This is a genomic window from Chitinophaga sp. 10T418, from assembly GCF_056394125.1.
The window spans coordinates 487,714-512,008 of sequence record NZ_JBFTHG010000006.1 but is presented as its reverse complement, the minus strand read 5'-3'; the positions used below and the strand labels follow the sequence as shown (position 1 = coordinate 512,008).

20 protein-coding genes are annotated in these 24,295 nt (G+C 46.7%); 15 read left to right on the top strand and 5 right to left on the bottom strand.

Annotation, left to right across the window (positions count from 1 at the left end):
- Positions 1-6 precede the first annotated feature (6 nt).
- Positions 7-1,425, top strand: a complete 1,419-nt coding sequence (locus tag AC1DCV_RS20255; RefSeq protein ID WP_477024866.1) for an ATP-binding protein — start codon at positions 7-9, stop codon at positions 1,423-1,425.
- 82 nt (positions 1,426-1,507) lie between these two features.
- Here AC1DCV_RS20255 and AC1DCV_RS20250 read toward each other — a convergent pair whose 3' ends face one another.
- On the bottom strand, positions 1,508-3,385 hold the full coding sequence (locus tag AC1DCV_RS20250; RefSeq protein WP_477024865.1) for a hypothetical protein: 1,878 nt from the start codon (positions 3,383-3,385) through the stop codon (positions 1,508-1,510).
- A gap of 144 nt (positions 3,386-3,529) precedes the next feature.
- On the opposite strand from AC1DCV_RS20250, the gene AC1DCV_RS20245 reads away from it, so the two are divergent.
- Together AC1DCV_RS20245 and AC1DCV_RS20240 are read left to right on the top strand one after the other, a co-directional pair.
- Positions 3,530-4,360: a 3-keto-disaccharide hydrolase gene (locus AC1DCV_RS20245; RefSeq protein ID WP_477024864.1), complete on the top strand. Its 831-nt coding sequence runs from the start codon at positions 3,530-3,532 to the stop codon at positions 4,358-4,360.
- 279 nt (positions 4,361-4,639) lie between these two features.
- Positions 4,640-5,170 carry a GNAT family N-acetyltransferase gene (locus tag AC1DCV_RS20240; RefSeq protein ID WP_477024863.1) on the top strand — a complete coding sequence of 177 codons (531 nt, stop codon included), beginning with the start codon at positions 4,640-4,642 and terminating at the stop codon, positions 5,168-5,170.
- Positions 5,171-5,245: 75 nt separating this feature from the next.
- On the opposite strand, the gene AC1DCV_RS20235 is transcribed toward AC1DCV_RS20240, so the two are convergent.
- Both AC1DCV_RS20235 and AC1DCV_RS20230 read right to left on the bottom strand, forming a co-directional pair.
- Positions 5,246-6,004 carry an SDR family NAD(P)-dependent oxidoreductase gene (locus AC1DCV_RS20235; protein WP_477024862.1) on the bottom strand — a complete coding sequence of 253 codons (759 nt, stop codon included), beginning with the start codon at positions 6,002-6,004 and terminating at the stop codon, positions 5,246-5,248.
- A gap of 174 nt (positions 6,005-6,178) precedes the next feature.
- Positions 6,179-6,610, bottom strand: a complete 432-nt coding sequence (locus AC1DCV_RS20230) for a MarR family winged helix-turn-helix transcriptional regulator (protein WP_477024861.1) — start codon at positions 6,608-6,610, stop codon at positions 6,179-6,181.
- Positions 6,611-6,674: 64 nt separating this feature from the next.
- Here AC1DCV_RS20230 and AC1DCV_RS20225 point away from each other — a divergent pair, with 64 nt between their 5' ends.
- From AC1DCV_RS20225 to AC1DCV_RS20210, 4 genes are all read left to right on the top strand, one after another.
- A complete protein-coding gene (locus tag AC1DCV_RS20225) occupies positions 6,675-8,948 on the top strand; it encodes an ATP-binding cassette domain-containing protein (RefSeq protein ID WP_477024860.1) in 2,274 nt (757 codons plus the stop codon).
- A 78-nt stretch (positions 8,949-9,026) separates the two neighbouring features.
- Entirely contained in the window at positions 9,027-9,710 is a 684-nt protein-coding gene (locus AC1DCV_RS20220; RefSeq protein ID WP_477024859.1) for a GNAT family N-acetyltransferase, read from the top strand.
- 284 nt (positions 9,711-9,994) lie between these two features.
- Positions 9,995-10,906 (top strand): sterol desaturase family protein, encoded by a 912-nt coding sequence (locus AC1DCV_RS20215; RefSeq protein ID WP_477024858.1) that lies wholly within the window; start codon positions 9,995-9,997, stop codon positions 10,904-10,906.
- A 258-nt stretch (positions 10,907-11,164) separates the two neighbouring features.
- Positions 11,165-11,806: a hypothetical protein gene (locus AC1DCV_RS20210; protein WP_477024857.1), complete on the top strand. Its 642-nt coding sequence runs from the start codon at positions 11,165-11,167 to the stop codon at positions 11,804-11,806.
- Here the strand turns inward: AC1DCV_RS20210 and AC1DCV_RS20205 are convergent.
- Positions 11,803-12,762, bottom strand: a complete 960-nt coding sequence (locus AC1DCV_RS20205; RefSeq protein ID WP_477024856.1) for a ligand-gated ion channel — start codon at positions 12,760-12,762, stop codon at positions 11,803-11,805. The genes AC1DCV_RS20210 and AC1DCV_RS20205 overlap by 4 nt on opposite strands.
- A gap of 62 nt (positions 12,763-12,824) precedes the next feature.
- Positions 12,825-13,901 carry a hypothetical protein gene (locus AC1DCV_RS20200; protein WP_477024855.1) on the bottom strand — a complete coding sequence of 359 codons (1,077 nt, stop codon included), beginning with the start codon at positions 13,899-13,901 and terminating at the stop codon, positions 12,825-12,827.
- A 167-nt stretch (positions 13,902-14,068) separates the two neighbouring features.
- Between AC1DCV_RS20200 and AC1DCV_RS20195 the strand changes: the two genes are divergently transcribed.
- The 8 genes from AC1DCV_RS20195 to AC1DCV_RS20160 all read left to right on the top strand — a co-directional run bounded on the left by AC1DCV_RS20195 (position 14,069) and on the right by AC1DCV_RS20160 (position 24,248).
- Positions 14,069-15,097 carry a LacI family DNA-binding transcriptional regulator gene (locus AC1DCV_RS20195; RefSeq protein WP_477024854.1) on the top strand — a complete coding sequence of 343 codons (1,029 nt, stop codon included), beginning with the start codon at positions 14,069-14,071 and terminating at the stop codon, positions 15,095-15,097.
- 77 nt (positions 15,098-15,174) lie between these two features.
- Complete coding sequence (locus AC1DCV_RS20190) at positions 15,175-15,921, top strand: SDR family NAD(P)-dependent oxidoreductase (RefSeq protein WP_477024853.1); 747 nt, start codon at positions 15,175-15,177, stop codon at positions 15,919-15,921.
- 11 nt (positions 15,922-15,932) lie between these two features.
- Positions 15,933-16,322, top strand: a complete 390-nt coding sequence (locus AC1DCV_RS20185; protein WP_477024852.1) for a RidA family protein — start codon at positions 15,933-15,935, stop codon at positions 16,320-16,322.
- 27 nt (positions 16,323-16,349) lie between these two features.
- Positions 16,350-17,345 carry a 3-hydroxyacyl-CoA dehydrogenase family protein gene (locus AC1DCV_RS20180; RefSeq protein ID WP_477024851.1) on the top strand — a complete coding sequence of 332 codons (996 nt, stop codon included), beginning with the start codon at positions 16,350-16,352 and terminating at the stop codon, positions 17,343-17,345.
- An 11-nt stretch (positions 17,346-17,356) separates the two neighbouring features.
- Positions 17,357-18,430 carry a dipeptidase gene (locus AC1DCV_RS20175; RefSeq protein WP_477024850.1) on the top strand — a complete coding sequence of 358 codons (1,074 nt, stop codon included), beginning with the start codon at positions 17,357-17,359 and terminating at the stop codon, positions 18,428-18,430.
- A gap of 27 nt (positions 18,431-18,457) precedes the next feature.
- Positions 18,458-19,573 (top strand): acyltransferase family protein, encoded by a 1,116-nt coding sequence (locus AC1DCV_RS20170; RefSeq protein ID WP_477024849.1) that lies wholly within the window; start codon positions 18,458-18,460, stop codon positions 19,571-19,573.
- Positions 19,574-19,717: 144 nt separating this feature from the next.
- Positions 19,718-22,708: a SusC/RagA family TonB-linked outer membrane protein gene (locus AC1DCV_RS20165; RefSeq protein ID WP_477024848.1), complete on the top strand. Its 2,991-nt coding sequence runs from the start codon at positions 19,718-19,720 to the stop codon at positions 22,706-22,708.
- A 19-nt stretch (positions 22,709-22,727) separates the two neighbouring features.
- A complete protein-coding gene (locus AC1DCV_RS20160) occupies positions 22,728-24,248 on the top strand; it encodes a RagB/SusD family nutrient uptake outer membrane protein (protein WP_477024847.1) in 1,521 nt (506 codons plus the stop codon).
- Positions 24,249-24,295 lie beyond the last annotated feature (47 nt).

Below are 24,295 nucleotides of genomic sequence, written 5' to 3'. Positions count from 1 at the left end.
AATATTATGTATTGGAAGAAAAAAGAAACCATCTCCACGCCGGAGGAAACAGAAGAAACCGCCGTACCCGGTGTTATCGGGCAGTCTTTCCTGGCGGCATCTATGTCGGTGTTGCTGAAAGTGGCTGCAGCAAGACTGGATCATTACTTCGGTAAGCAGGCGGATTTTGTGCAGCCGCCATTTGAATTAACAGATGACGACTCTCCACTGGCGAGATATGTGATAGACAATCATCTTTCTGTTGAAGAATATATTACCCTGATGCTGGCGATCTCTCCACATGCGCATCCGGATCTCTTCACTTCCCTGATCAGGCAGTACATGCCTAAAGGAGGCGATTTCCCGGAGTTTGGCGGGGTGAAAGGGGGCAACTACCGCGGGATCATTCCTACGGGAGAAACGGCCCTTTTCCTGCTCGCAGGGATGAACATGGATATGCGCCTGCATTATTCCTCGTGGTTGAAAGGAGAAGTGTATGGCGGAAAAATAAACGGCGCGGCGGTAGAACGCCCCACCATTTTCCAAACGGGCATCATCACGCTGGAAGACATGCGGGAAGGGGAGCCTGAAATGAGTGGTCGATTATTACTTTCTCAATCAAGACTGGCGGAATTCCTGACCGGCAGAAAATGGCGGCCTTCTTTTGGCTCAAATTTCCCGGCCACTTTGCTGGAAACAAAAATGGAATGGAATGATATTGTCATCTCCCGGCAAACAGATCGGGAACTGAAAATGATCCGGCACTGGCTGAAATATCATGGCCGCATAGAGTCGGATGCCAACCTGGGCAGAAGGACCAAGCCTGGCTACCGTGCCCTGTTCTATGGCCCACCGGGAACCGGGAAAACGTTGACGGCCAGTTTGCTCGGAAAGCAATTCGGACTGGATGTATACCGGATAGATCTCTCCCTGGTTGTATCAAAATATATCGGGGAAACAGAGAAAAACCTCCAGCAGATCTTTGACAGGGCAGAAGACTGGATCCTGTTTTTTGATGAGGCAGATGCATTATTCGGTAAGCGTACCAATGTACAATCTGCGCACGATCGTTTCGCTAACCAGGAAGTATCTTATCTCCTGCAAAAAATTGAAGAGCATCCCGGACTGGTGATCCTGGCGACCAACTTCCGTAATAATATGGACCAGGCCTTTATCCGCCGGTTCCAGACAGTGGTACCTTTTAACCCGCCTAATGAACAGGAAAGCCTGGTGCTGTGGAATAATACCATGCCGGCAGATATTCCATGGAGTGAAGATATCAGTCTGCAGGACTTCGCCAGGAAATATGAACTGACGGGCGCGTCTATCCTGAACATTGTGCAGGCGGCCTCTATCCGCGCATTATCGGAAGACAGGCCCATAGATACGCAGGACCTGCTGGAAGGAATACAGCATGAGTATTATAAAAATGGTAAGTCGGTTTAACGGGAACAGGTATACGTAGCTGCCGGCTATTTAAGAATAGCATTGCGGCTGTACGGGGAGTTCCATACAGCCGCAACCAACATCAGAACGTTTCATTAAAAGACTCGGGTAACGTATACCCGTTGGCGTAAGGTACCGTGGCTTTCTTTACAGGGCCTTTGTTATCGCAACGATATTTCTCCAGCAGGAGATCATATACTTTTTTGCTATTTCGTTCAAAGCGGAATTTAATTTCGAAGCACCTGTCAGGGCTGGTATCACTGCCATCCTCGTATGCATAATCTGTGGTGATATGGAAGAGCAGCTGCAGTTTTCCCTGATGGAAAGCCACCAAATCGGACCAGGATACATTATCTCCCATATGGGTAAGTCCGCCATTAAGCACAATGGCTACGTGTTCATCGCCCATGCGCAATAACTTGCCGAAGTGACCGGAGTAGCCATACATGCCGCCACCGCCGGCGTTTAATAAAAATGTTTGCAGCTGCCATTTATCTTCAGATTTGGCGAAGAGCAGGATGTCGCACCAGCCGACAGAAGCACCGTACTGAGGCCCCTGGATAGCAAATACAGCTACACAGTACAGCATCTTGTCATCTTTGAAAAAGCGCAGCGTATCCAGCTCACGGTTCATTTTTTCTGTTCCATCGCCCACTGCTGCTGCCAGGGAAACGGTATCATATACCGCTTTCGCCAGGCGGATCACCTGTGCCTTGGTCAGATCGGGTTGGGTAGGTACGTTCAGGCTCCAGTTGTCCGATGGACGGGTGCTGCTGATTAATTTGATGCCGGCAATTTTCCAGACGTTGTCTTTTTTCCGTAACTGGAACTGTTGTACAAAGGTGCCACTGCCATTGGCGGGATCTTCTACATATACGGTGGCTTCTATATTAATATCGTTTTGCCCGATCAGCAGGGGAGCCGGCTGTGTTTTCAGTATCCTCGCAGCCGTGATACCACCATACATATTAATGCTGGAAAACTGTACCGGTGTACCCCAACGACCGCCGGTACAATAATTATAAGCACGATTGTATTGACGTTTATCCAGTGCCGTTATAAAAGAATCGACTACTTCAGCCGGCATCAGCGGGGGCTTCACCACCGGCATATCGGGTGAGGCGGTAGTAATAGTATCACCGCTGCCTTTTAGATAATAGGTGATGATGCGGACAATGCTGAATCTCAATTTACCATTTTCGGTAACGGTTTGTTTTAGCCAGTTGCCCTGTGTATCGTATTCGTACTGGTAAGTACGCACTGTAGCTGTATTTTTTCCGCTGCTGGTCATCGCGGAGATATCTCCCTGCTGATTCAGTTCAATACTGCTGAAACTATTATTGTCCGGTGATTTTGCCTGTATGATTTTGGTTTTGTAGGCTTGTCCTTTTGTGTCAAATTCATTCACATACAGGATGTCGTTTCCCTCACTCACGATATGCTGCTCCGTTAACTCCCCGGTTTTACGGTAGGCGTAGGTGAAATTGGTGACTGCTTTATCAGGTAGAGAGGTCTGTGTGTTTTGGACAATCATCCCTTTTTTATCATAGCCGAATATTTCCTCCATGACAACGGTATTCCTGTTTTCATCATAGTAGCMATAGGTACTGATTTTCTCCAGCTTGTCATGATCATCATAGTGATATACTTTTTTCTGAAATCCGGTGATGCTGTCCAGGTGGTTGTTGGAATAAAAGTACCTGCTGTCTGTGGTGTTTTTTTCTTTGTTGCTGTAGTAGCTCTGTTTTAATAGCATCCCGGCGGTGCTATAATCGGTATTGTTGCAGTAGTAGGTGGTTTCCTTCTGTCCATTGGCCGCATATCCGTAAGTACATTCCTTCAGGGATTTCACTGGTCCCCGGAGTATCCAGTCTTTGGTGGTAATGGCACCGCGTACGGATAAATGTTGTTTACGTAAATTTTCATTGATATCCTGGGCATAGGTTTTTAAGGATAACAAACACAGGGCAGTTAATAATACCAGCTTATTCATCAATATATTCCAGTTTGAACGGTTTCAAATATAGGAATAAATAAACCCTTTCATTCTTTGTATTAAAAAGTTATTTTGTACGCTGATTTACACCCATAACTGCATATTTATATGATGAAGTACTGTTTTTCCCGTATGATGTTGATACTAACGCTGTCTGCCGGCTGCATGTCCTGTGCCCATACTCCTAAACACGGTGATCCCGTACAAGATAAAAATACGGGATGGATATCCCTTTTTAACGGCAAGGATATCAACGACTGGATTGTGAAAATTCATCATCATGAAGTAGGTGATAATTTCGGGAATACTTTCCGGGTAGAGGATAGCATCATTAAAGTGCGCTATGACCAGTATGGCGATTTTAATGAACAGTTTGGCCATCTGTATTACAAGCAACCCTTTTCACATTATCATTTGAAATTTGAATACCGGTTTGTAGGGAAATGGTGTCCTACGGCGCCGGAATATACCCTGTTGAACAGCGGCGTGATGTTTCATTCGCAGGATCCCCGGACTATGCCCAAAGAGCAGGACTGGCCTATTTCCGTAGAAATGCAGCTGTTGGCCGGCTTGGGAGACGGCAAGCCCAGACCTACCGGTAACATGTGCTCGCCGGGTACCAATGTGGTGTACAAAGGGCAACTGGAACCGCAGCATTGCCTGGAGTCTACTTCCAAAACCTATGATGGGGAACAGTGGGTGCGTGGAGAATTGATTGTGCTGGGCGATTCCCTGATCACACATATTATCAACGGAGATACCGTATTGCAATATTCCAAACCACAGATTGGCGGCGGCGTAGTCAACAACTATGATCCTGCTATTAAGATTGATGGAAAGTTATTGTCTGAAGGGTTTATTGCATTGCAGAGCGAAGGTCAGCCGGTGGATTTCAGGAGGATAGAAATAAAAAACCTGGCGCCGGCTAAGAAGCCGTAGTGATGGGCTAGAACAAAGAACCCGAGGAGGACCTTACCAGCATAACCCAATACATTTTAAAGACCGGCAACCAGCCGGTCTTTTTTTATTCCCGTTTTTTTCTAACTTTGTGAGATGGATATTGTCTAAAATACCTCTACATCGCCGGTTTCACGGCTTCTCCCTTTCCAACAGACTGGAAGGGCTTAACTTCTTTATTTAATAGTGTACGCTGGAAAATCTGAGCCATCATTAATATGGTCGTGTTTAAGCGTATATAAATATCACAATTTTACCATCATGTCATCATTCTCTATTCATATACGTCCTGAAAATATCGCAGACGTAAAAACAGTTTTTGAAGTAGAAGCAGCCGCATTTAACCGGGAAGAAGAAGCGATCCTGGTAGATCGGCTACGGACAAGTATCGCCTTTATTCCCGGGCTTTCACTGGTAGCAGAACGGGACAATAAAATAGTAGGACATATCCTGTTCACTGACTTGCCTGTTAACTCCGGTGAGGGGTTGATTTCCGGTGTGCTGGCAATGGCGCCGGTGGCAGTATTGCCCGCATATCAAAACCAGGGTATCGGTGGAGTGCTGATCCGGAGGGGATTGGAAGTAGCCACGGATATGGGTTATAAAGCGGTGGTTGTATTAGGTCATGAACACTATTATCCGAAATTTGGGTTCCGGCCGGCGGTTAAATGGAATATAAAAGCGCCGATGGAAGTGCCGGACAATAATTTTATGGCGCTGGAATTAATACCGGGTGCGTTGGATACTATTTCCGGCGTAGTCGTATATGCGCCGGAGTTTGGAATTGAATAAAATAATGGCCATAACAAAGCGACTTCCTTTTTAGGGGAAGTCGCTTGCATCATTGGATCGGCTATAAAACTATCTTTATTTTGTGGTGAGGCCGCCATCAATCACATACTGTGCGCCGGTAATAAACTGGCTATCGTCGGAGCCCAGGAACAACAGGAGTTTACTGATTTCAAGCGGAGCGGCATATCTGCCTAATGGAATGCCGGCAGCAAAAGCTTTCTGCACATCTGCACCCTTACCCGGTTGGTATCCTTCTTCGATAGAACGCATCATTCTGTTATCTACCGGTGACGGATGTATGGAGTTCACCCGGATTTTTCTCGGAGCGGCTTCCAGTGCGGCCGTTTTCATAATGCCTAAGGTGGCATGTTTACTGGTCGTATAGGCAACAAAGTTAGGTGATGCCGTTAACCCTGCTACAGAAGAGGTGATGATCATACTACCACCATCCTTCATTTGCGGCAATACATATTTACAGCCCAGGAAAACGCCTTTTACGTTTACGGCCAGTACTTTGTCAAACACTTCTTCCGGGAAATCTATAATAGGTTTTACTACACCTTCTATACCTGCATTGTTAAAGAAAATGTCAATCTTACCGAATTTTTGCACGGCCTCTTTTGCATATCTTTCTACATCAGCAGCAATGGTTACATTGGCAGCGACATAGGCTGCATTGTCTCCTAGTGCTGTTGTTACTTTCTTTAAGGCGGCCTCATCGAGGTCTACCAATATTACTTTAGCGCCTTCTTCAATAAATAATTTAGCTGTTGTTTGTCCGATGCTTCCTGCGCCGCCCGTGATCAGGGCAACCTTGTTCTCCAGTCGTTTCATATTTTATATTTTAAAGTAACTCAATACAAATACTAAACTGTAACGCATTACAGTGGCTGCGGGAGGTAAATAGGTGTGTTTGTTTTTTTGTATGGCAAAGGTACAGCATTTGTGTTAGGGGCGGCAACGGTTTAACGTTTCAATAAGATATATAAAAAGTCTGCATGAATAAATTTATTCTTCCAGCTTTATTTTCTCTGTAATCAGGTTACATAGCCGTATAAATGTTTTACGATCGCTGTCAGACAGGATTTGCTGCAGTTGGAGTGACATCGTTTTCCGGAGTTTTTTGGCCTGGCTCACCAGTTTTACGGCTTTAGGCGTTACTGCATTAAAGTAAATACGCCGGTCTGCCGTATCCCGCTTTTGTACAATCAATCCATCTTCCATCAGCTTTTTTATTTGCCGGGAAATAGCAGGTGGGGAAATTCTGAATTGTTTTGCGAGTTGTCCTGTGGCAGTTTCTCCACTACGTATAATGAAATCGAGGATGAGGTATTGTGTGGCAGTTAGTTGCTCTGTACTGAATTTGTTTACCTGCGCAATGATCAGGCATTGCAGATTTGTATAGGCTTGCTCGAATTGTTCAGCTGGTTGTCCGGGCATAATAATTGCTATTTGTTAACAAAGTTAATCATTTACTATGTTAACCATTTAATTTTTTCTGTGTATGAATAGTAGCAAACATGACGGGATCATAATTAAAGGTGCCAGGGAAAATAACCTGAAAAACATCGATGTAAATATTCCGAAGAAACGGATCACCGTGTTAACCGGTGTATCTGGTTCGGGAAAGTCTTCACTGGTATTTGATACCATTGCTGCGGAAGCACAGCGGCAGTTGAACGAAACCTTCAGCAGCTTTATCCGGCACCGGTTGCCGCACTATGGCCAACCGGATGCCGACCTGATGGAAAACCTGAGCCCGGCTATTATTGTAGACCAGAAGCCCATCAGAGGAAATGCCCGCTCTACCGTAGGCACCATTACCGATATATATTCGCTGCTGCGGTTATTGTTTTCCCGGATCGCGAGGCCATTTGTAGGCTACTCCAACGTATTTTCTTTTAACCACCCGGAAGGGATGTGTCCTGTTTGTGATGGCCTGGGTACGGTAACAGCCATAGACGAAGACAAACTTTTTGACCGCAGCAAATCATTGAATGAAGGGGCGATATTGTTCCCTTCGTTTGACGTAGGCACTGCCTTGTGGAAACGCTTTGTATTATCGGGTTATTTCGATAATAATAAAAAGCTGGGGCAATACACAAAGGAAGAATGGGAGCTGTTGTTATACCAGGAAGAAATTAAACCTCCCCATCCAAAATCTGGTTGGTGGCCTTCTGCAAAGTATGAAGGCGTTATTCCCCGGTTTACAAAAAGATTCCTCGGCAAAGAAGCAGAGGAGAATAAAAAGAACCTGCAGCAAGCGATTAAACAGGTAGTGAAGAAGGGCATTTGCCCGGAATGCAAAGGCGCACGGTTAAATAAAAAGATACTGAGTGCAGCAATCCATGGTAAAAATATTGCAGACTATGCAGCCTTGCAGGTAAGCGACCTGGTAAAAGAAATCACCCGGATCAAATCGACGCAGGCCGTAACAATGGTAGCTGCTATCATAGAAAGACTCACCCATTTAACAGAAATAGGGTTGGGGTACCTGAGCCTGAACCGGGAAACATCTACTTTGTCTGGTGGTGAGTCGCAGCGGGTAAAGATGGTGCGTCACCTGGGGAGTAGTTTGAGTGATATGTTGTACATTTTTGATGAACCCAGCAGTGGACTGCATGCCCGGGACGTACATCAGCTGAATGTGCTGATGCAGCGATTGCGGGATAAAGGCAATACCGTGCTGGTAGTAGAGCATGATCCGGATGTGATCCTGGAAGCAGACCACATCATTGATATGGGGCCGGGGGCCGGAAAGAATGGCGGCGAAATTGTATTCGAAGGCACGGTCAAAGGATTATTGAAATCGGGTACACTTACCGGTGAATATCTCCGGAAACCCACACCGGTAAAACAGGTGGTGAGAACATGGAAAGACAGTTTAACCATCCGCAATGCCACGTTGCATAACCTGAAAAATGTAAGCGTACATATTCCCAAAGGAGTTTTAACAGTGATCACCGGTGTAGCCGGATCAGGTAAAAGCAGCCTGATTAACGGCATGATACCGCGCCTGTATCCGGATACCATCTGCATTAACCAGGGCGCACTGGCGGGCTCTATACGCTCCAATCCGGCTACGTATACGGGGATATCAGATATCATCCGCCATCTTTTCTCAAAAAGCAATCATGTGAGCGCGGGACTTTTCAGTTTTAATTCAGCCGGCGCCTGTCCGGCGTGCAAGGGGCTGGGCGTTACTTCCCTGGACCTGGCATTTATGGATGATATAGTGACGACTTGCGAAGTGTGCCATGGACGGCGGTTTACGCCGGAAGTGTTGCGTTATAAATTCAGAGGCAAGGCTATTGATGAGGTATTACAGTTAAATGTGGCGGAAGCAATGCAGTTTTTTCAGGAAGAAGAAGTGCTAATCATATTGCGTCGTTTGCAGGAAGTAGGGCTTGAATATATGTCGCTCGGACAACCACTGGACTCCTTATCGGGAGGTGAAAGACAACGGATAAAACTGGCTACGGAATTAGAACATACCGGTAATATTTATGTGTTGGATGAACCCACCACGGGCCTGCACCTGTCGGACGTAGGGCACCTGATCGTGTTGCTGAACAAGCTGGTAGACCGCGGCAGTACGGTGATGGTGATAGAACACAATCTCGATGTCATCAGTCAGGCCGACTGGATCATTGATATGGGACCGGGCGCAGGACGGGAGGGAGGCACGGTTGTTTTTGAAGGTACGCCGGCAGATATGATGCGGGAAAAAGCATCGTTGACAGGTGTATTTCTGAAAAAGTATATCCATCATAGTTAGCAGGAATGAAGCTTAGAAAAATATGTTTTTCATCAAAAAAATAAAGGTAGATTTTATGAAAAAACATACATTAGCCGGATGAAGGAAACCGTATTAGACAACCCCGCCTGGGGCGCGTTAACCAGTGTGCACGCAGATTTTGCGCAGGGAACAGATCATGCCAGGAGATATAAGCCCGGAATTGTTCCTTTTGTAGCCGTAGATGATACGCAATCAGATCATTTAAAGGAACTGGATCCCTGGATGAATGCAGGGGAAACATTTTTTATCATCGGCGATTTGCCCACTTTACCACCCGGTTGGATAGTAGAGCATGAGTTGCCCTGTGCCCAAATGGTACTGGAGAGCAGTATGCCGCCGATGATGGACGATGAAGGCATTCCCGTTTCATTGCTCGGCGAGGCAGATGCCACCGATATGTATAACCTGATCAATAGTTTACAACCGGGATATTATAACAAGGATACCCGTTTGCTGGGAACTTATTATGGCATCAGGCAGGGAGGTGAGCTGGTGGCTATGGCCGGAGAACGTATGCGGCTTAACGGATTCACAGAGTTAAGTGCCATTTGCACGCATAAGGATTACAGCGGGCGTGGGTATGCACAAAGACTGATTAACCGCCTTTGTCAGCAACATGCCGCCGCCGGTGTTGTTTCTTACCTGCACGTGTCCCTGGCCAATGAGCGGGCCATTCGTATTTACGAGCATATGGGATTTGAAACGCGCAGGGAAATCGTTTTCCGGCGCGTGCGTAAATAATTAGCTGCCGCTGTGAAAAAATGCATGATAGGTAAGCCTGTTATAAGCCACAGGCATGGACCGTTGAAATATTCTGATGTATTTGTGCCCTTTGTGTTACAATATAAAGAGATTCCCCTTACAGCCTGATTTGTTGCATTGGCAGGCAGAATTTCTTTTATGATGGATTTTCCTTGCAGGAAATGTTTTTTAGTAGTACTATAGGGGTTTAATTCACGGGAATCGTCTTATTGTCGAAAAGAAACCTGTAATTGGGAAGATATCCCTTTGGAAAAGTATTACCTATGACAGAAACAACTTTAAATTCAGTTATTTTCTATTTATTCGGCGCCATCATCATTTTAAGCTTGATCGAATCGTATTTCAGTTATGCACACGACAAAAAACACTACGAATCAAAAGACACGCTGACGACTATTTACCTGATGAGTGTAAATTTCCTGGTCAACGTGGTTATGAAGTCCGGTACCTACCTGCTATTGGATTATTGCTTCCGGCACTATCACTTCTTTACTATTCCCAATGTATTTCTTTACTGGACAGTGCTGGTGCTGTTGCAGGATTTCCTGTACTGGCTGCTGCATGCCACCGCCCACTATATACGCCTGTTTTGGGCGGTACACGTTACTCACCACTCCTCAGAACATTTTAATCTCACCACCGGCTTCCGTTCCAGCGTATTTGAACCTATGTACCGGTTGTTCTTCTTTGTGCCATTAAGTTTGATGGGTTTTAGTGCCATCGATATTTTAATCGCTTACTATGTTACCCAGATTTATGGTAACCTGGTACATACGCAAACCATCGGTAAACTACACCCGGTCATTGAATATATTTTCGTCACGCCTTCGCACCACCGTGTACACCATGCCAGCAACTACCGCTACCTGGATAAGAATATGGGAATGCTGCTGATCCTCTGGGATCGGATTTTTGGCACCTTCCAGGAAGAGCTGCCGGAAGATAAGGTAAGGTACGGCCTGGTGAAAGATCTGGAGAACAGAGGGCCTGTAAACATCATTTTCCATGAGTTCATTGCCTTGTCGCAGGATATGAAGAAAGCGGATTCGTTATCGGATAAGTTGAAGTACCTGTTTTTTGCCCCAGGCTGGAGCCATGACGGTCAATCGCAAACCAGCAAAGACCTGCAGCGGCAGCTGGAATCCGAGGAAAATGGCGCCTGCCTGGAAAGCTAATGAAAACATGCAGCAGGAGGGATGTATAATTCCCTCCTGCTGCAGCCTGGTCGCATAGATGCTTATTTCTTCCCCAAAATTTATTACCTTTTCAGTGCGGCTTTTCCCGGTATCTATCAAGATGTAATATCTATGCTGTAAACTGTTACCCGGATAATGAATGATATCGTGGCCCTATCGTTATTTTATAGCACATCTTTTTAAAACGACTTAATTTTTTGATATTGTTATCCTTTACCTGACCAACTTTATTTTTAAATGGAAAAGATTAGCAGGCCACTCCTTGCCAATGAAATACGTTTGTTAAACAAGCTGAAAAGCAATGCCATAAAGGAACGGGTATCAAAATTTAAATTACACGATTTCGTCTTTATCTTTCTTGCGGGCGCAGTATTCACAAATATGGCTATGCTGATGGATGTGAGGATGGCAGTTATTGTATTCGGAACAATAGCAGTGCTTTGCTTTTCTTTTGTTGTATTTGCACCTTATGAAATGTATAAGCAACGTGCGCAATCGAGGAAAAGATGGTCGAAGCTCAATCAGCTGCTCATGGAAAACGGCATACAGGTAACCCGTGTAAATGCCCTGCAGATAGCCGTTGCCAAAGAATATGAGGATGAAGGCGATTTGTTTATCGTTGAATATAAAGCCGGCGAAGTGCTGTACCTCTGGGACTACGATGATCAGTTAAAAAAACGTTTTCCCTGTCAGCAGTTTGAAATCTATACACCCGATTTTACCTCTTTAACAGGCCGGCCGGTGCATGCGTTAAGCGAAAGAATACAACCCAGGGTAATTGACGCCAAAGCTAAATGGAAGTATTTAAAAAAGTACGGAGGCCCGGGCCATATGACCACCGAGCAAATTGAGTTTGAAGAATTGATGAGCAGATTTTAACTACCGCTACTCGCCTTGGTAATAAAATAAATATTCAACCCCACATATATCAGCAGCACCACCTGCGCCAGTATCAGATCCATTCTGTGTGCTTCCCTGAGCTTATTGGCTTTGATCAGCCTCAGCGACCATGCGGAAGAGGTAATGACGGCAAAGATGAAAAACAGGGTAATGCCATGTAGCGTATCCACCAACGTGAAGGTGGTAGAATCCGGCAGTGAAGAGTCAATGATATATTTATTTCCTATCGCGGCAAATAAAGAGCCAACGCCTAATCCAAAACGGGAATCAATATTATCGGGGTGGATATAAAAACAGATATAGGCGATCAGGAAGGATACATACATGCCCAGGAACATTTTCCAGAACAGTTGGCTGGCATCTCTGCCAATACCTATTTTAACGGTAAAGGAACTGTACTCCGTATGTGGTTTCGCCACACTGCTGTCTCCAAAAGCAGTTTCATAGGCTTTGGTGCCGGTAGACATTTTAAAGCTGTCAATATTCCAGCCTCTCAGCGTAAAACGCGGATCAAACTGTTTTCCGAGTGAGTCAACGACAAATATCATTGCGTGGGAATCATACTGTGAGTTTTCAATGGAAAAACGCAGCCGCTGCCGGTCAAAAGGAAAGTTGTTGATCTTCCAGGAATCCTTCATCACGCATTGCAATTTCATCAGCAAATAAATGCGGCCATTGCTGGAGTCTATCGTGGAAAATGATTTGGTAAAGGATTTTGCCTGTGGTATTTCCAGGTTTTGTATAAAGTCGAATTGTTTGTTTTTATAAGTTAACCATAGCCAGAGGTTAATGGTATATTCACTTTGTTTGAAATCAATATCATGTATGCTGGTAATGTATATACCGGTTTTAACGGTATCAGGAGGGGCAACCTGTGCCTGGGAAAGGGTAACAGATAAAATGAAACAAATCAAAAGCGAGAGTGCTTTTTTCATTTATTTATTTTTTAGAGAGATGAGCAATCAGCCATTTGCATTCCGGATAAAGATAACGCAAATTACGTTAGCCCTGCCAGGTTCTTCAATGGCGATAAGTCGTGCCACCTGATATCTCCGGTGCCATAGGTGAGTACTAATCGTTGCTGGTCTACCTGAACCGTTACAATATCACCTGCATATTCCGTAATAGCCGCAGGATCGGTTGTCACATTCCAGCTATCGTCGTATGCCTGAATGATGTTGCCTTCCGCCACTAATTCACCCATGCAGGCCATCGTTTGTCTGTTTACCAGTAATAGTCTGCCGAACCGGGTGAATGCCAGTAAGGTGGTATCGTTCAGAAACAAGGAAATAAAATTCAGGGTATCCGGGTCTTCGCTGTCGGAGTAACCGGCGGCTGATGCAAACAGATCCGCCTGTTCCAGACTGGCGGTATTTTCGAAAGAAGGGAACGCAAAAATTTCGATGCCCTCGCTGTTGTGTGGACCTGTCACAAATTCATTTCCGTTGGGTGAGAAATTACCGGCAACGCGATCGTAGCAGGATAGCAATTCGTGCAGGATTATTTTTCCGTCGGTGAGCTGTATAAGAAACAGGCTGGCGTCGTCCTGACCGGCAGCTACTTCCATCAGCACTTTTTCTTTATCCGGTGTGGCCATGAAGTTGTAATTGTTTTCCTGGTGGCCATCCAGTGTATAATGATCCAGCATGGCAAAGTCGGCGCAGCGAATCACGTATAAGTGGTCGGGATCTCCGGGCGCGATAATCCAGAGTAGTAAATTATCCGGACTGAAAAAACAGTTGGCGCCGGTAAAACTATTCCAGGGCTCATGCGTAAATGTCCAGCGTAACTGTCCTGCGGCATCAAAAATCCGGATATCGTTATAGCCGGATACGCCAATCAGGCTGGCGTCTGCATTGGCGCTGATATGACAGGAAACATAACGGACATTTTGCGCCTGCAGATCTCTTCGCCAAACTTCCTTTAAATCCTTGTCCAGCCGAATTACTTCCGGCCTTTCTTCAAAGCTCAGAAGATAGCCGCCATCGGTTAGGGATATGATACTGGCGCCTTTAATGCCGGGTGATAGTTGTTGGGAGATGGGTAACGCGATCTCTAAAAAAGTTCCACTCATAAATATTGGTTACTTAAATATAGGGTAATTATTTCAGGTATCACCTTCCCCTGCAGAGAATCATTTTTTTGTCTTACTTTTCCATTCAATCGTATCCCTGTAAACCGGATAACTATGTGATAGAAGCCTGGTATTGAAGTTTGTGTAATCATCTAAAACCTTATGTCATGAGTACGCAAGTCCCTACGCTCAAGGAAATTGCTAAACGCCTGAATATTTCTGTTTCTGCTGTTTCAAGAGCTTTACATAATCATCCCAGTATTGGTCTGAGAACCAGTGCCAGGGTGCATCAACTGGCCGCTGAACTCAACTATGAACCCAACCAGGTGGCCCTGTCTTTCAAAAGAAGTAAAACCTCCATGATAGGGGTGATATTGCCCAATCTGAACCAGGACTTTTTTGCCGCTATCGTAAGTGCCATTGAAGATGTGGCCTATCGTAAAAACTATACGCTGTTACTGGGGCAATCCCGCGATGAGGAAGACCGGGAAAAACGATTGGTAGAATCCATGAAAAGCCATCGGGTAGATGGTGTGCTGGTATCTATTGCAAAAAATACTGCCGATTATGCCCACTTCGATTTACTGAAGAAAATGAATATCCCCGTGGTGTTTTTTGACCGCATTCCCCGCATGCCCGATATCCACTACATTGCCAGTGAGCTGGAATCAGGCATGGAAGCAGCTATCCGCTTCCTCGTAAAGAAGAAGCACCGCAATATAGGGATGATCAACGGACCAGATAGTTTGCTGGCCAGCAAAGAAAGGCTGGAAGGGTATATGCATGCGTTGCAGAAACTGAGGATTAAAATAGACCTGAGCAGTGTGGTATCTTCCAATTTATCAAAAGAAGGCAATCAGCAGGCCATGCAACAGATCCTTGAGATGAAACGCAGACCCACAGCTATTATTACCTTCAATGACTATGTCGCCATGGATGCCATCAAGTACGCGAAGAAAGCGGGCATTAAGATCAATGAAGACATTTGTTTTGTCAGTTTTGCGAATGAACCTATCTGCAATTACATGGACAATCCACCTATGGCTTCTGTAGAACAGTTCCCTTACAAACAGGGAGAGAAGGCGACAGAAATTCTGTTGCAGTTGCTGGAGGGAGATAATAAAACCGACAGTGGTACTGCCTTTCACAAAATTTTATTGCCACCGCAATTAATTATACACGAACCCCAGCTATAATTTTACTCAATCGTTTGATGGTGATTCCTGTGAGGTGATCATGTACTTTGGCAGTATCATCCTTAATCAACGATTGTATGTATACAGATTTCCACCACCAGGTTGGTATTGTTACCGGCGCCGGCTCAGGTCTGGGCCTGGCGATTGCACGGAAGTTATCGGAAGCCGGCGTGAAGCTGGCTTTGCTGGATAAAAATCCTTCTTTGCTGAAAAGTGCGCAGTCGCAGTTTCCCGGTGAAGTAGAATTGTATGCCGTAGACATCACTGATGAAGGTGCCGTGAAAGAGGTGATAGACCTCGTAAAAAGCAGGTTCGGAAAAATAGATATCCTCGTTAACAGCGCCGGTATCACCGGTATGACTAATCTCAAAAGCCACGAAACAGACACCACTAATCTGCGCCTCGTATGGGAGGTGAACTTCATGGGCTCCTGGTTTACCGGTAAACATGTACTGCCTTATATGCTGGAGCAAAACTACGGGCGCATCCTGCACATTGCTTCCATTGCAGGTAAAGAAGGCAACGCCGGTATGCTGGCGTATTCCGCTTCCAAATCTGCTGTTATTGGCATGACCAAAGTACAGGGTAAGGATTATGCAGAAACAGGTATTACGGTGAATGCACTGGCTCCTGCGGTAATCCGTACCGCATTGGTAGATGCCATGCCTGTGGAACAGGTGAAGTATATGACTGATAAAATTCCCATGAAGCGTTGTGGTACGCTCGAAGAAGCCGCTGCCATGGCCTTATACATCGTTTCTCCGCAAAATAGTTTTACTACCGGATTCACCTTTGATTTGTCCGGTGGACGTGCTACCTACTAAAACAGATTTCTATGGATAAAAGGGAAATATTTCATCCCGAAAAAAAAGACCGTCATTTTTCTACCGGCGCTTATTCAGATGCAATTGCCATAGATGGCTGGTTGTATATCAGCGGACAAGGTCCGATCGATTTTACCAGAGCCGCTTTTGCATTGGGAACCATTGAAGCAGAAACCGCGCTTACCCTTCATAACCTTCGCTGCATTGTAACTGCCGCCGGTGGCACCGTAGAGAGTATCGTGAAGTGTACCGTGCACCTGGCAGATATCAACGACTTCCCTGCCTTTAATAAAATATACGCCGACTTCTTTCCCGGTATAAAACCCGCGAGAACAACCGTGCAGTCGGTGTTAGGCAGCGGTATCAAAATAGAAATAGATGCGATTGCAAGGATTGCGTGATTGCTTTTAAATAAAAAATAACCGCAGATGGAATATCAAATAGATCCGACAAAAATGCCGGTAGGAGTGGTGGGACTGGGCTTAATGGGATGTAGTATTACGGCTTGCTTGCTGATGGCCGGTCACCCGGTGATTGCAGTAGCCCCTGTAGCGGTAGACCTGCAGCATGCTGCCAAACGGATCACCGAACATCTGAGCAGATCCGCAAAGGAGGGACTGACCACCAAAACACCCGCCCACTGTTTGCAGCAACTCTCCATCACAGAAGAGTATGCGCAACTGGCCAACTGTGTGCTCGTGATTGAATGTACCCTGGAAAACCTGGTGATCAAGAAAACGGTATACGAAAAAATCGAAGCAGCCATCAGTGAAGATGCACTGCTGACAAGTAATACATCGGCTATCCCTATCAGTATTCTACAGGGACAGGTGAAACATCCGGAACGTTTTTTTGGTTTGCACTGGGCAGAACCTTCACATACTACCCGTTTCCTGGAAGTGATCTGTGGTGATAAAAGTGATATTACCAAAGGCGAATACCTCTACGCTATTTCTCATTACTGGGGCAAGGAGCCTACGCTGGTACGCAAAGACATCCGCGGTTTTATTACCAACCGCCTCATGTATGCCATGTACCGGGAAGCATTTTTTCTCGTGGAAAATGGCTATGCTACCGTAGAAGATGTAGACAGGGCCTGTCGAAATAACGCGGGCTACTGGATGACATTGGTGGGTGTTTTCCGCTGGATGGACCTTACTGGTGTGCAGGCATATCATACGGTCATGAAAGACCTGTTTCCTACGCTCAACAACACCACAGAAGTGCCGCCGCTGATAGATGAGCTGGTGAAGTCCGGTGCCCGCGGCGTAGCCAATGCCAAAGGGTTTTACGACTATACGCCGGAAGAAGCGAAGATGTGGGAAGAAACATTCGCCGCCTTCAGTTATGAAATCCGCAAGCTGGCATTGAAATACCCGGTGGATGTAGTAAAGAAAAAAGTAGCCGAAAATAACGCGCATTAAACGACTATGACATGTTAATGATAGATGCACACCTGGACCTGGCCATGAATGCGCTGGAATGGAACAGGGATCTTAAAATGCCGGTCAACAGCATCCGGGAACGGGAGCAGGGTATGACCGACAAGCTGGATCGTGGAAAAGGCGTGGTGTCCCTGCCGGCATTACGACAAGGGAAAATAGGATTGGTAGTCGCCACACAGATTGCGCGTTACGTGGCACCAGGCAGTACTTTGCCTGGCTGGCATTCACCCGAACAGGCCTGGGCGCAAACACAGGGACAACTGGCCTGGTACCGTGCCATGGTGGCCGCCGGTGAAATGAAACAAATAACGGATACGGTTACACTGGAAAAGCATTTGCAGCTCTGGGAAGATGATACGCTTCCCGATGAGCAAAAGCCGGTGGGTTTCATCCTGAGCCTGGAGGGCGCCGATTCGCTGGTGAACCTTTCTTACCTCGAAAAAGCCTATGGTAATGGGTTACGTGCCCTGGGACCTGCACATTATGGCCCCGGGCGATATGCACCCGGTACCGGTATGCAAGGCGCTTTAACGCCTGCCGGTGTGGAGTTATTAAGGGAGATGGATGCGCTACGTATGATCCTTGACGTTACACATCTCACGGATGATGGATTTGCGCAGGCGCTTGCATTGTATAAAGGACCTGTGTGGGCGAGTCACCACAACTGTCGCGTGCTGGTACCGCATCAGCGGCAACTGACCGATGATCAGCTCCGCGCACTGATAGAAAGAGGCGCCGTCATCGGCGGCGTGCTCGATGCCTGGATGCTGACGCCTGGCTGGGTACGCGGTCAATCAGATCCGCGCAAAGAAAATATTACCCTCGATAAACTGATTGATCACTATGATCATATTTGCCAGATTGCTGGCAACAGCCACCACATCGCCATTGGCAGCGACCTGGATGGAATGTTCGGGCAGGAACAGTCGCCCTGGGATCTGGATACCATCGCTGACTTACCAAAGCTGGAACAGCTATTACGTAAACGGGGATACGAAAAAGAGGACGTAGAAAATATCTTTTACAAAAACTGGCTCCGGTTTATCCGACAGGCCTGGCAATAAATTGCTTACCCGCTAACAACTATTCGTATGACATCTTCCGAAAATAAAATTACGGCTAACCGCTTGTTATCGCTGGATGTAATGCGGGGAGGCATTATGATTTTACTGGCAGCTGAAAGCTGCAGGCTTTATGATTCTCTCTATGAATTATCACTGCCGGCATTCTGGCATAACCTGATCCGGCAGTTTTTTCATCATCCCTGGCATGGGCTGCACGCCTGGGACCTGGTACAGCCCGCGTTTATGACCATCGCAGGTACAGCCATGTACCTCTCTTATTATTACCGCTCACTGAAAGGCGAAACCTGGCAGCAGCATTTCAAGCATATCGCTGTCCGCTGCCTTAAACTATTTCTCTGTGGCACGGGATTGTACTGCATACAGGCCGGCCACCTGGTATGGGAACTATGGAATGTATTAACACAATTATCTTTCACTACGCTGCTGGCTTACCTGATCATCCGCAAGTCCGGCATTTTTCAAATAGTCGTTACCGTTATTTTACTTTGCCTCACGGAATTATTATACCGCAGTGTGCTGATGCCCGGTTTTGATCAGCCCTTTGTGGAGCATCATAATTTTGGCGCCTGGATGGATATGGTTCTCATGGGCAAGCTAAACCCGGATGGCTGGGTAACCATCAATTGTATCCCCACTGCGGCACACACCATCTGGGGCGTACTGGCAGGAAAAGTTTTGGTTAGTAAAGTATCACAAAAACAAAAGGTAGTTACGCTGCTGCTGGCTGGTGTGGCTGGTCTGGCCATGGGCTTCACACTGGACGCAGCAGCTATAACGCCCATCATTAAACGAATCAGCACCAGCTCCTTTGTGCTGGCATCCGGTGGTTGGGTGTTCCTGATCATGGCCGGTATGTACTGGCTCACGGATATACGAAAATTCAACAGCAAAGCCTGGATCGCAGTAGTGGTAGGGATGAACGCCATCTTCATCTATCTCTTTTTTGAAACGGTGGGCGGAGAATGGTTTAACGGTGCTGTGGGGGTATTTACCAACGGCTTTATGGCTTTACTCGATATACCCGAAAAAATAAGATTAGTCATTACAGCGCTGGCTACCCTGGCGGCAGAATGGTATTTATGCTGGTGGTTATATAAACACCAGGTCTTTTTTAAGTTGTAAGATGCCCTGTGCAAAATCAGGTCAAACGATTGATGATCTTTTACGCGTGACGATGTCTTATTTTAGATGAGCAACCAACTTCATCCAACCCGCGCTATCAACCAACGTATCAATTATTACGAAAACAACAGAAAACGTACCTGTATGAAAATGAGCTTTAAGAGCGCCCACCTGTTTCTCTCACTGTTATGTTGCCTGCTTTTATTTGCGGCCACCGGCTGGACACAGGTGCTGATAAAAGGTAAAGTGGTGGGCACCGACAACCAGGGCATTCCGGGGGTAAGTATTGCGGTGAAGGGGCAAAGCAGCGGTGTAGTCAGCACGGCAAACGGCAGCTACAGCATTACCGCCGGTTCTGCACAGGATACGTTGTTGTTCAGGATGATGGGTTATGTGCCCGTGTCGCGTGTGATTGGCCATAACACTACCATCAATGTACAGTTAACGGCTACGCTGACAGATATCAACGAAGTGGTGGTGATGGGCTACGATGATAAAAAACGCAATGAAATTACGAGTGCGGTGAGTGTATTGTCTGGCAAGCGTTTGAAAGATGTAACTGCCAATGATATTGGTACCATGCTGCAAGGTAAAGTTGCCGGTGTGCAGGTGGTGAACAGCTCAGGTGCGCCCGGCAGTCAGCCGGATATCCGCATCCGTGGCATCGCTTCGCTGAGTGCACCCAAAGGTCCGCTGGTGGTAGTGGATGGTATCATCGGCGGCAACTACGACCCCAGTGATGTGGCTTCCGTCACCATCCTGAAAGATGCCGGCGCCACCGGCATGTACGGTTCCCAGGCCAATGGCGGCGTGATTATCATCACCACGAAGAAAGGAAAGCCTGGCGCCCCGCGCTTTGATTTTAAGACCACCCTGGGCCGCAGAGAGGTGAATAAAGGCCACCTGAATATGATGAGTGGTTCCGGATTTTTTAATGCCTCCAAAGAATTATACCGGGATACGCTCTCCGGGAAAATAGATATCCTGAAATTTTACAACGAGCGTCCCCGCGACCTGGCCACCCGGAATTTCGATTGGGTCGATAATGCCTTTCATCCGGCGATGGTACAAAGCTATTATCTCTCTGCCAGCGGCAAAACAGATAAGTTTACCTACTATCTCGGCGGCTCGTATTACAAGGAGGCCGGCACCTTTAAGAACACCGGCTTTCAACGGGTAAACCTGCGGAGCAACACTACCTACGAGTTTTCAAAACGCGTTTCCGTTTCCAATAATATCAATATCAGCGCTTCCACCGGGAAGAGCTACGACTACATGGATCTTTTCTATTCCTATCTTTCCCTGCCCTGGGATAACCCATATGATTCGTTGGGAAGTCCCAGGTATGTGGATGCCAGAACACCTGGCTGGTGGTCGAGAGATAAAATTAATCCACTGCACACACTCGCCAATTCCGACCACTCCACGAAAGACTTCAACATCAACTACGATTTCATCGGCAACGTGAAAATCACTGACTGGCTCACGTTTACCAGCTCCAACAGGGTAGGTGTGGGTACGAATAAATCACATAGTTTCTTCTCACCACTGGTGGCCGGATCCTATCACGACAAAGGTTTCCTGGATGAATCCTCTTCTCTGTATTACAGCGGCATCTCCACCAACCTCCTTAAATTTTCTGTCAGCAAAGGCCTGCATTCCATCAGCGGCCTCGCCGGTGTGGAGTTCCAGGGCAGCTGGGACGAATTGCTGGGTGGACAGGGTAAAGGGCTGCCGGTAGGATTTGATGTACCCGGCGTGATTTCCAGCGAGCAGCAACTACGTGGCGTCAGAAATCATTCGGTGATGCAGTCGCTGATTTCCCAGGTAAATTATAATTATGCAGAGAAGTATTACCTCACGGCTTCTTACCGCATAGACGGTACTTCGGCATTTCCTCCTACCAACCGGTATGCGCAATTCCCCGCGGTGGGCGTGTCCTGGCTGGCTTCCAACGAAACATTTTTGAAAGGCAATCCCTGGCTAAACCTGTTGAAGCTGAGGGCCACCTATGGCATCACGGGCATGCAGGATATAGGCGCCTACAAATACCTCGGCTTATTCTCCTTGAGTGCGCAGTATAATTCACAGGCAGCCGCTATTCCATACCAGTTACCCAATGATAAACTCACCTGGGAAAAAACGCATCAGCGAAATTTAGGACTGGACCTGGGCTTGTGGAACCGCATTACACTGAATGTGGATGTATATAGCAATGTTACGAAAGACTTACTCCTGCAGGTATCCCAGCCTTTATCCGTAGGCTTTGAATCGCGTTGGGAAAATGTAGGGCAGCTCAGAAATAAAGGACTGGAAATCACACTCTCTACCGTCAACGTAAAAACGAAAAACTTCCAGTGGGGCATGGACTTCACCTTCGGGATGAATAAAAATGAACTGGCCGGCATCGGTAAACCGGTATATCAAACCATTAACGGCATCACGCAGATCTACCGCGATGGCGGGGAATTGTATACGTTCAACATCCCTAAATGGCTGGGCGTAGATCCTGCCACCGGACGCCCGCTATGGGAAAGCATCTCAAAAGATGATGCTGGTAATATTGTGAAACGTACGCCCACATCCGATTATAGCCAGGCCCAGAGTCAGGAAACAGGGCATGCGCTGCCCCGTTTCCAGGGCGGTTTTGGTACTAACTTTTCCTGGAAAGGAATTAGTCTTTCTGCCAGCTTCGCCTACTCACAAGGGGCGCAGATCATGAACTTCATCCGCCGCTTTATGGATGTGGACGGGCATGAGCCTTACTACAACCAGATGCAGCCAAAAAGTGACTGGTCCAGGTGGACAAAGCCCGGCGACATGGCCACCCATCCCAGTATGCAGAAAGCCGCACTCTCTACTGAAATATCCAGCCGCTACCAGGAAGACGGCAGCTTCATTAAGCTGAGGAATATCAGTCTTAGCTATGATGTACCCATGAGCATTGTACAACGCCTGCACCTGCAGGGACTCCGGCTGGCATTGAGTGGAGACAACCTCTATACCTGGACAAAGTTCTGGGGCCAGGACCCGGAAGTGACGGTGAACCGTGCCGATTTTTCTATGCCCGGTGTGGCGGACTTCAGGTATCCGGCCAACAGACAGTATTTAGGCACCATAGAAATCAATTTTTAACTGCTCAAATTCCATTACCATGATAGCAAAAAAATGGCTGCTGATCGTTCTTTGCCTGGCATGTTTTTCTCCCGCCTGTAATTTGAGTGTGTTGCCTACCGATGCTTTAAATACGGAGAATGTGGCGGGTACGCCCGATGGCTTGCCAAACGTGATGAATGGCTGCTATGCCTTGCTGAAGAATAACGTGATGTTTAATGGCTATATAGATCCCGGACAAAACTACCTATGGCAATATTACCAGTTCAGCGACTATGCCGGCGATGATATTGTATGCGGACAGGTAACAGAGCATCCTTTGTTTTACAGTTTCACTTATACGCATTCACCCGACCAGGAGAACATCCGTTTTTTCTGGTATATCTCTTACAAGATTATCAATGGCGCCAACACGGTGATTGAGCTGGGTGAAAAAATTCCCAATCCCACTTCGGAGATCAAACAACTGATTGGCGAAGCTTATTTTTTACGCGCCTTCCTGCATTTTAATTTGCTGCGTGTATTCGCGCGGCCTTATACCCAGGCACCTGATGGCTCGGGTGTGATTATCCGCCGTACTACTACCGATGAAGCGTTAGCGCCACGCTCCTCCGTAAAGGAAGTATACAATTTTGTAGTAGAAGATCTGAAAAAAGCGGCCTCGCTGATGGACCGGCCCCGTGGCGCACAGTATGCTTCCAAAGAAGCCGCGCTGGGCTATTTATCACGTGTGTACCTGTATATGAATGATGCTGATAATGCTATTGCTGCCGCCAATGCTGTTATTAATTCCGGCCGTTTTCAACTGGAGTCGGCAGAAGGGTTCAAAACGTATTTTCAGAAAGCCAGCGCCTCTTCCGAAAGTATTTTCCTCATTGCTCAAACAAAGGTGGACAGCCGGGGTAAAGAAGGTTCTGTGGCTTCTATGGTATACTCCGATGGCAACTCCGGCTGGGGGGAAGAATTTGCTTCTCCTTCCATTCGTAAAGCCATGAGTGAACATCCGGAAGATGTGAGATGGTCTTATATACTGCCGCTGAAAGACCCGGCCACCGGGCTGGTCGCCAAAAAGAACGGCATTGAAATTTATTATATCACCAAGTTCTCTTTCCAGGACGGTGATCCTAATTTAAGTTCACCGGTGATGTTGCGCCTCTCAGAAGTATACCTGAACCGCGCAGAGGCCTATGCCATCAAAGGTAATGTGGCGGGCGCGCTGGGCGATGTAGATGAAATACGCAAACACCGCGGGTTACAAGGTGCCCTGTATAACGGACAGGTACCCCGTAATAAAAGCCTGCTGGAAACCGTGTTGCTGGAACGCAGGATAGAATTGGCTTTCGAAGGACATCGTACGTTTGATGTATACCGTAATAAGATGAATATGGTGCGTAACTACTGGGGCTATCACTTAGCCGGTTTACAGGAAACAGATGTAAACCTTGCGGTAGAACCTACCGGGTACGCCAATATCACCATCAACTGGAACGATCCTAAAATTATTTTTTATATACCGGTAGATGAAATCCTGGCGAATGCCGCCTGCAAACAAAATCCTTAACCACCATTTTCGTATAGATATCCTGGTTAGTCATCCAAAATGTATAA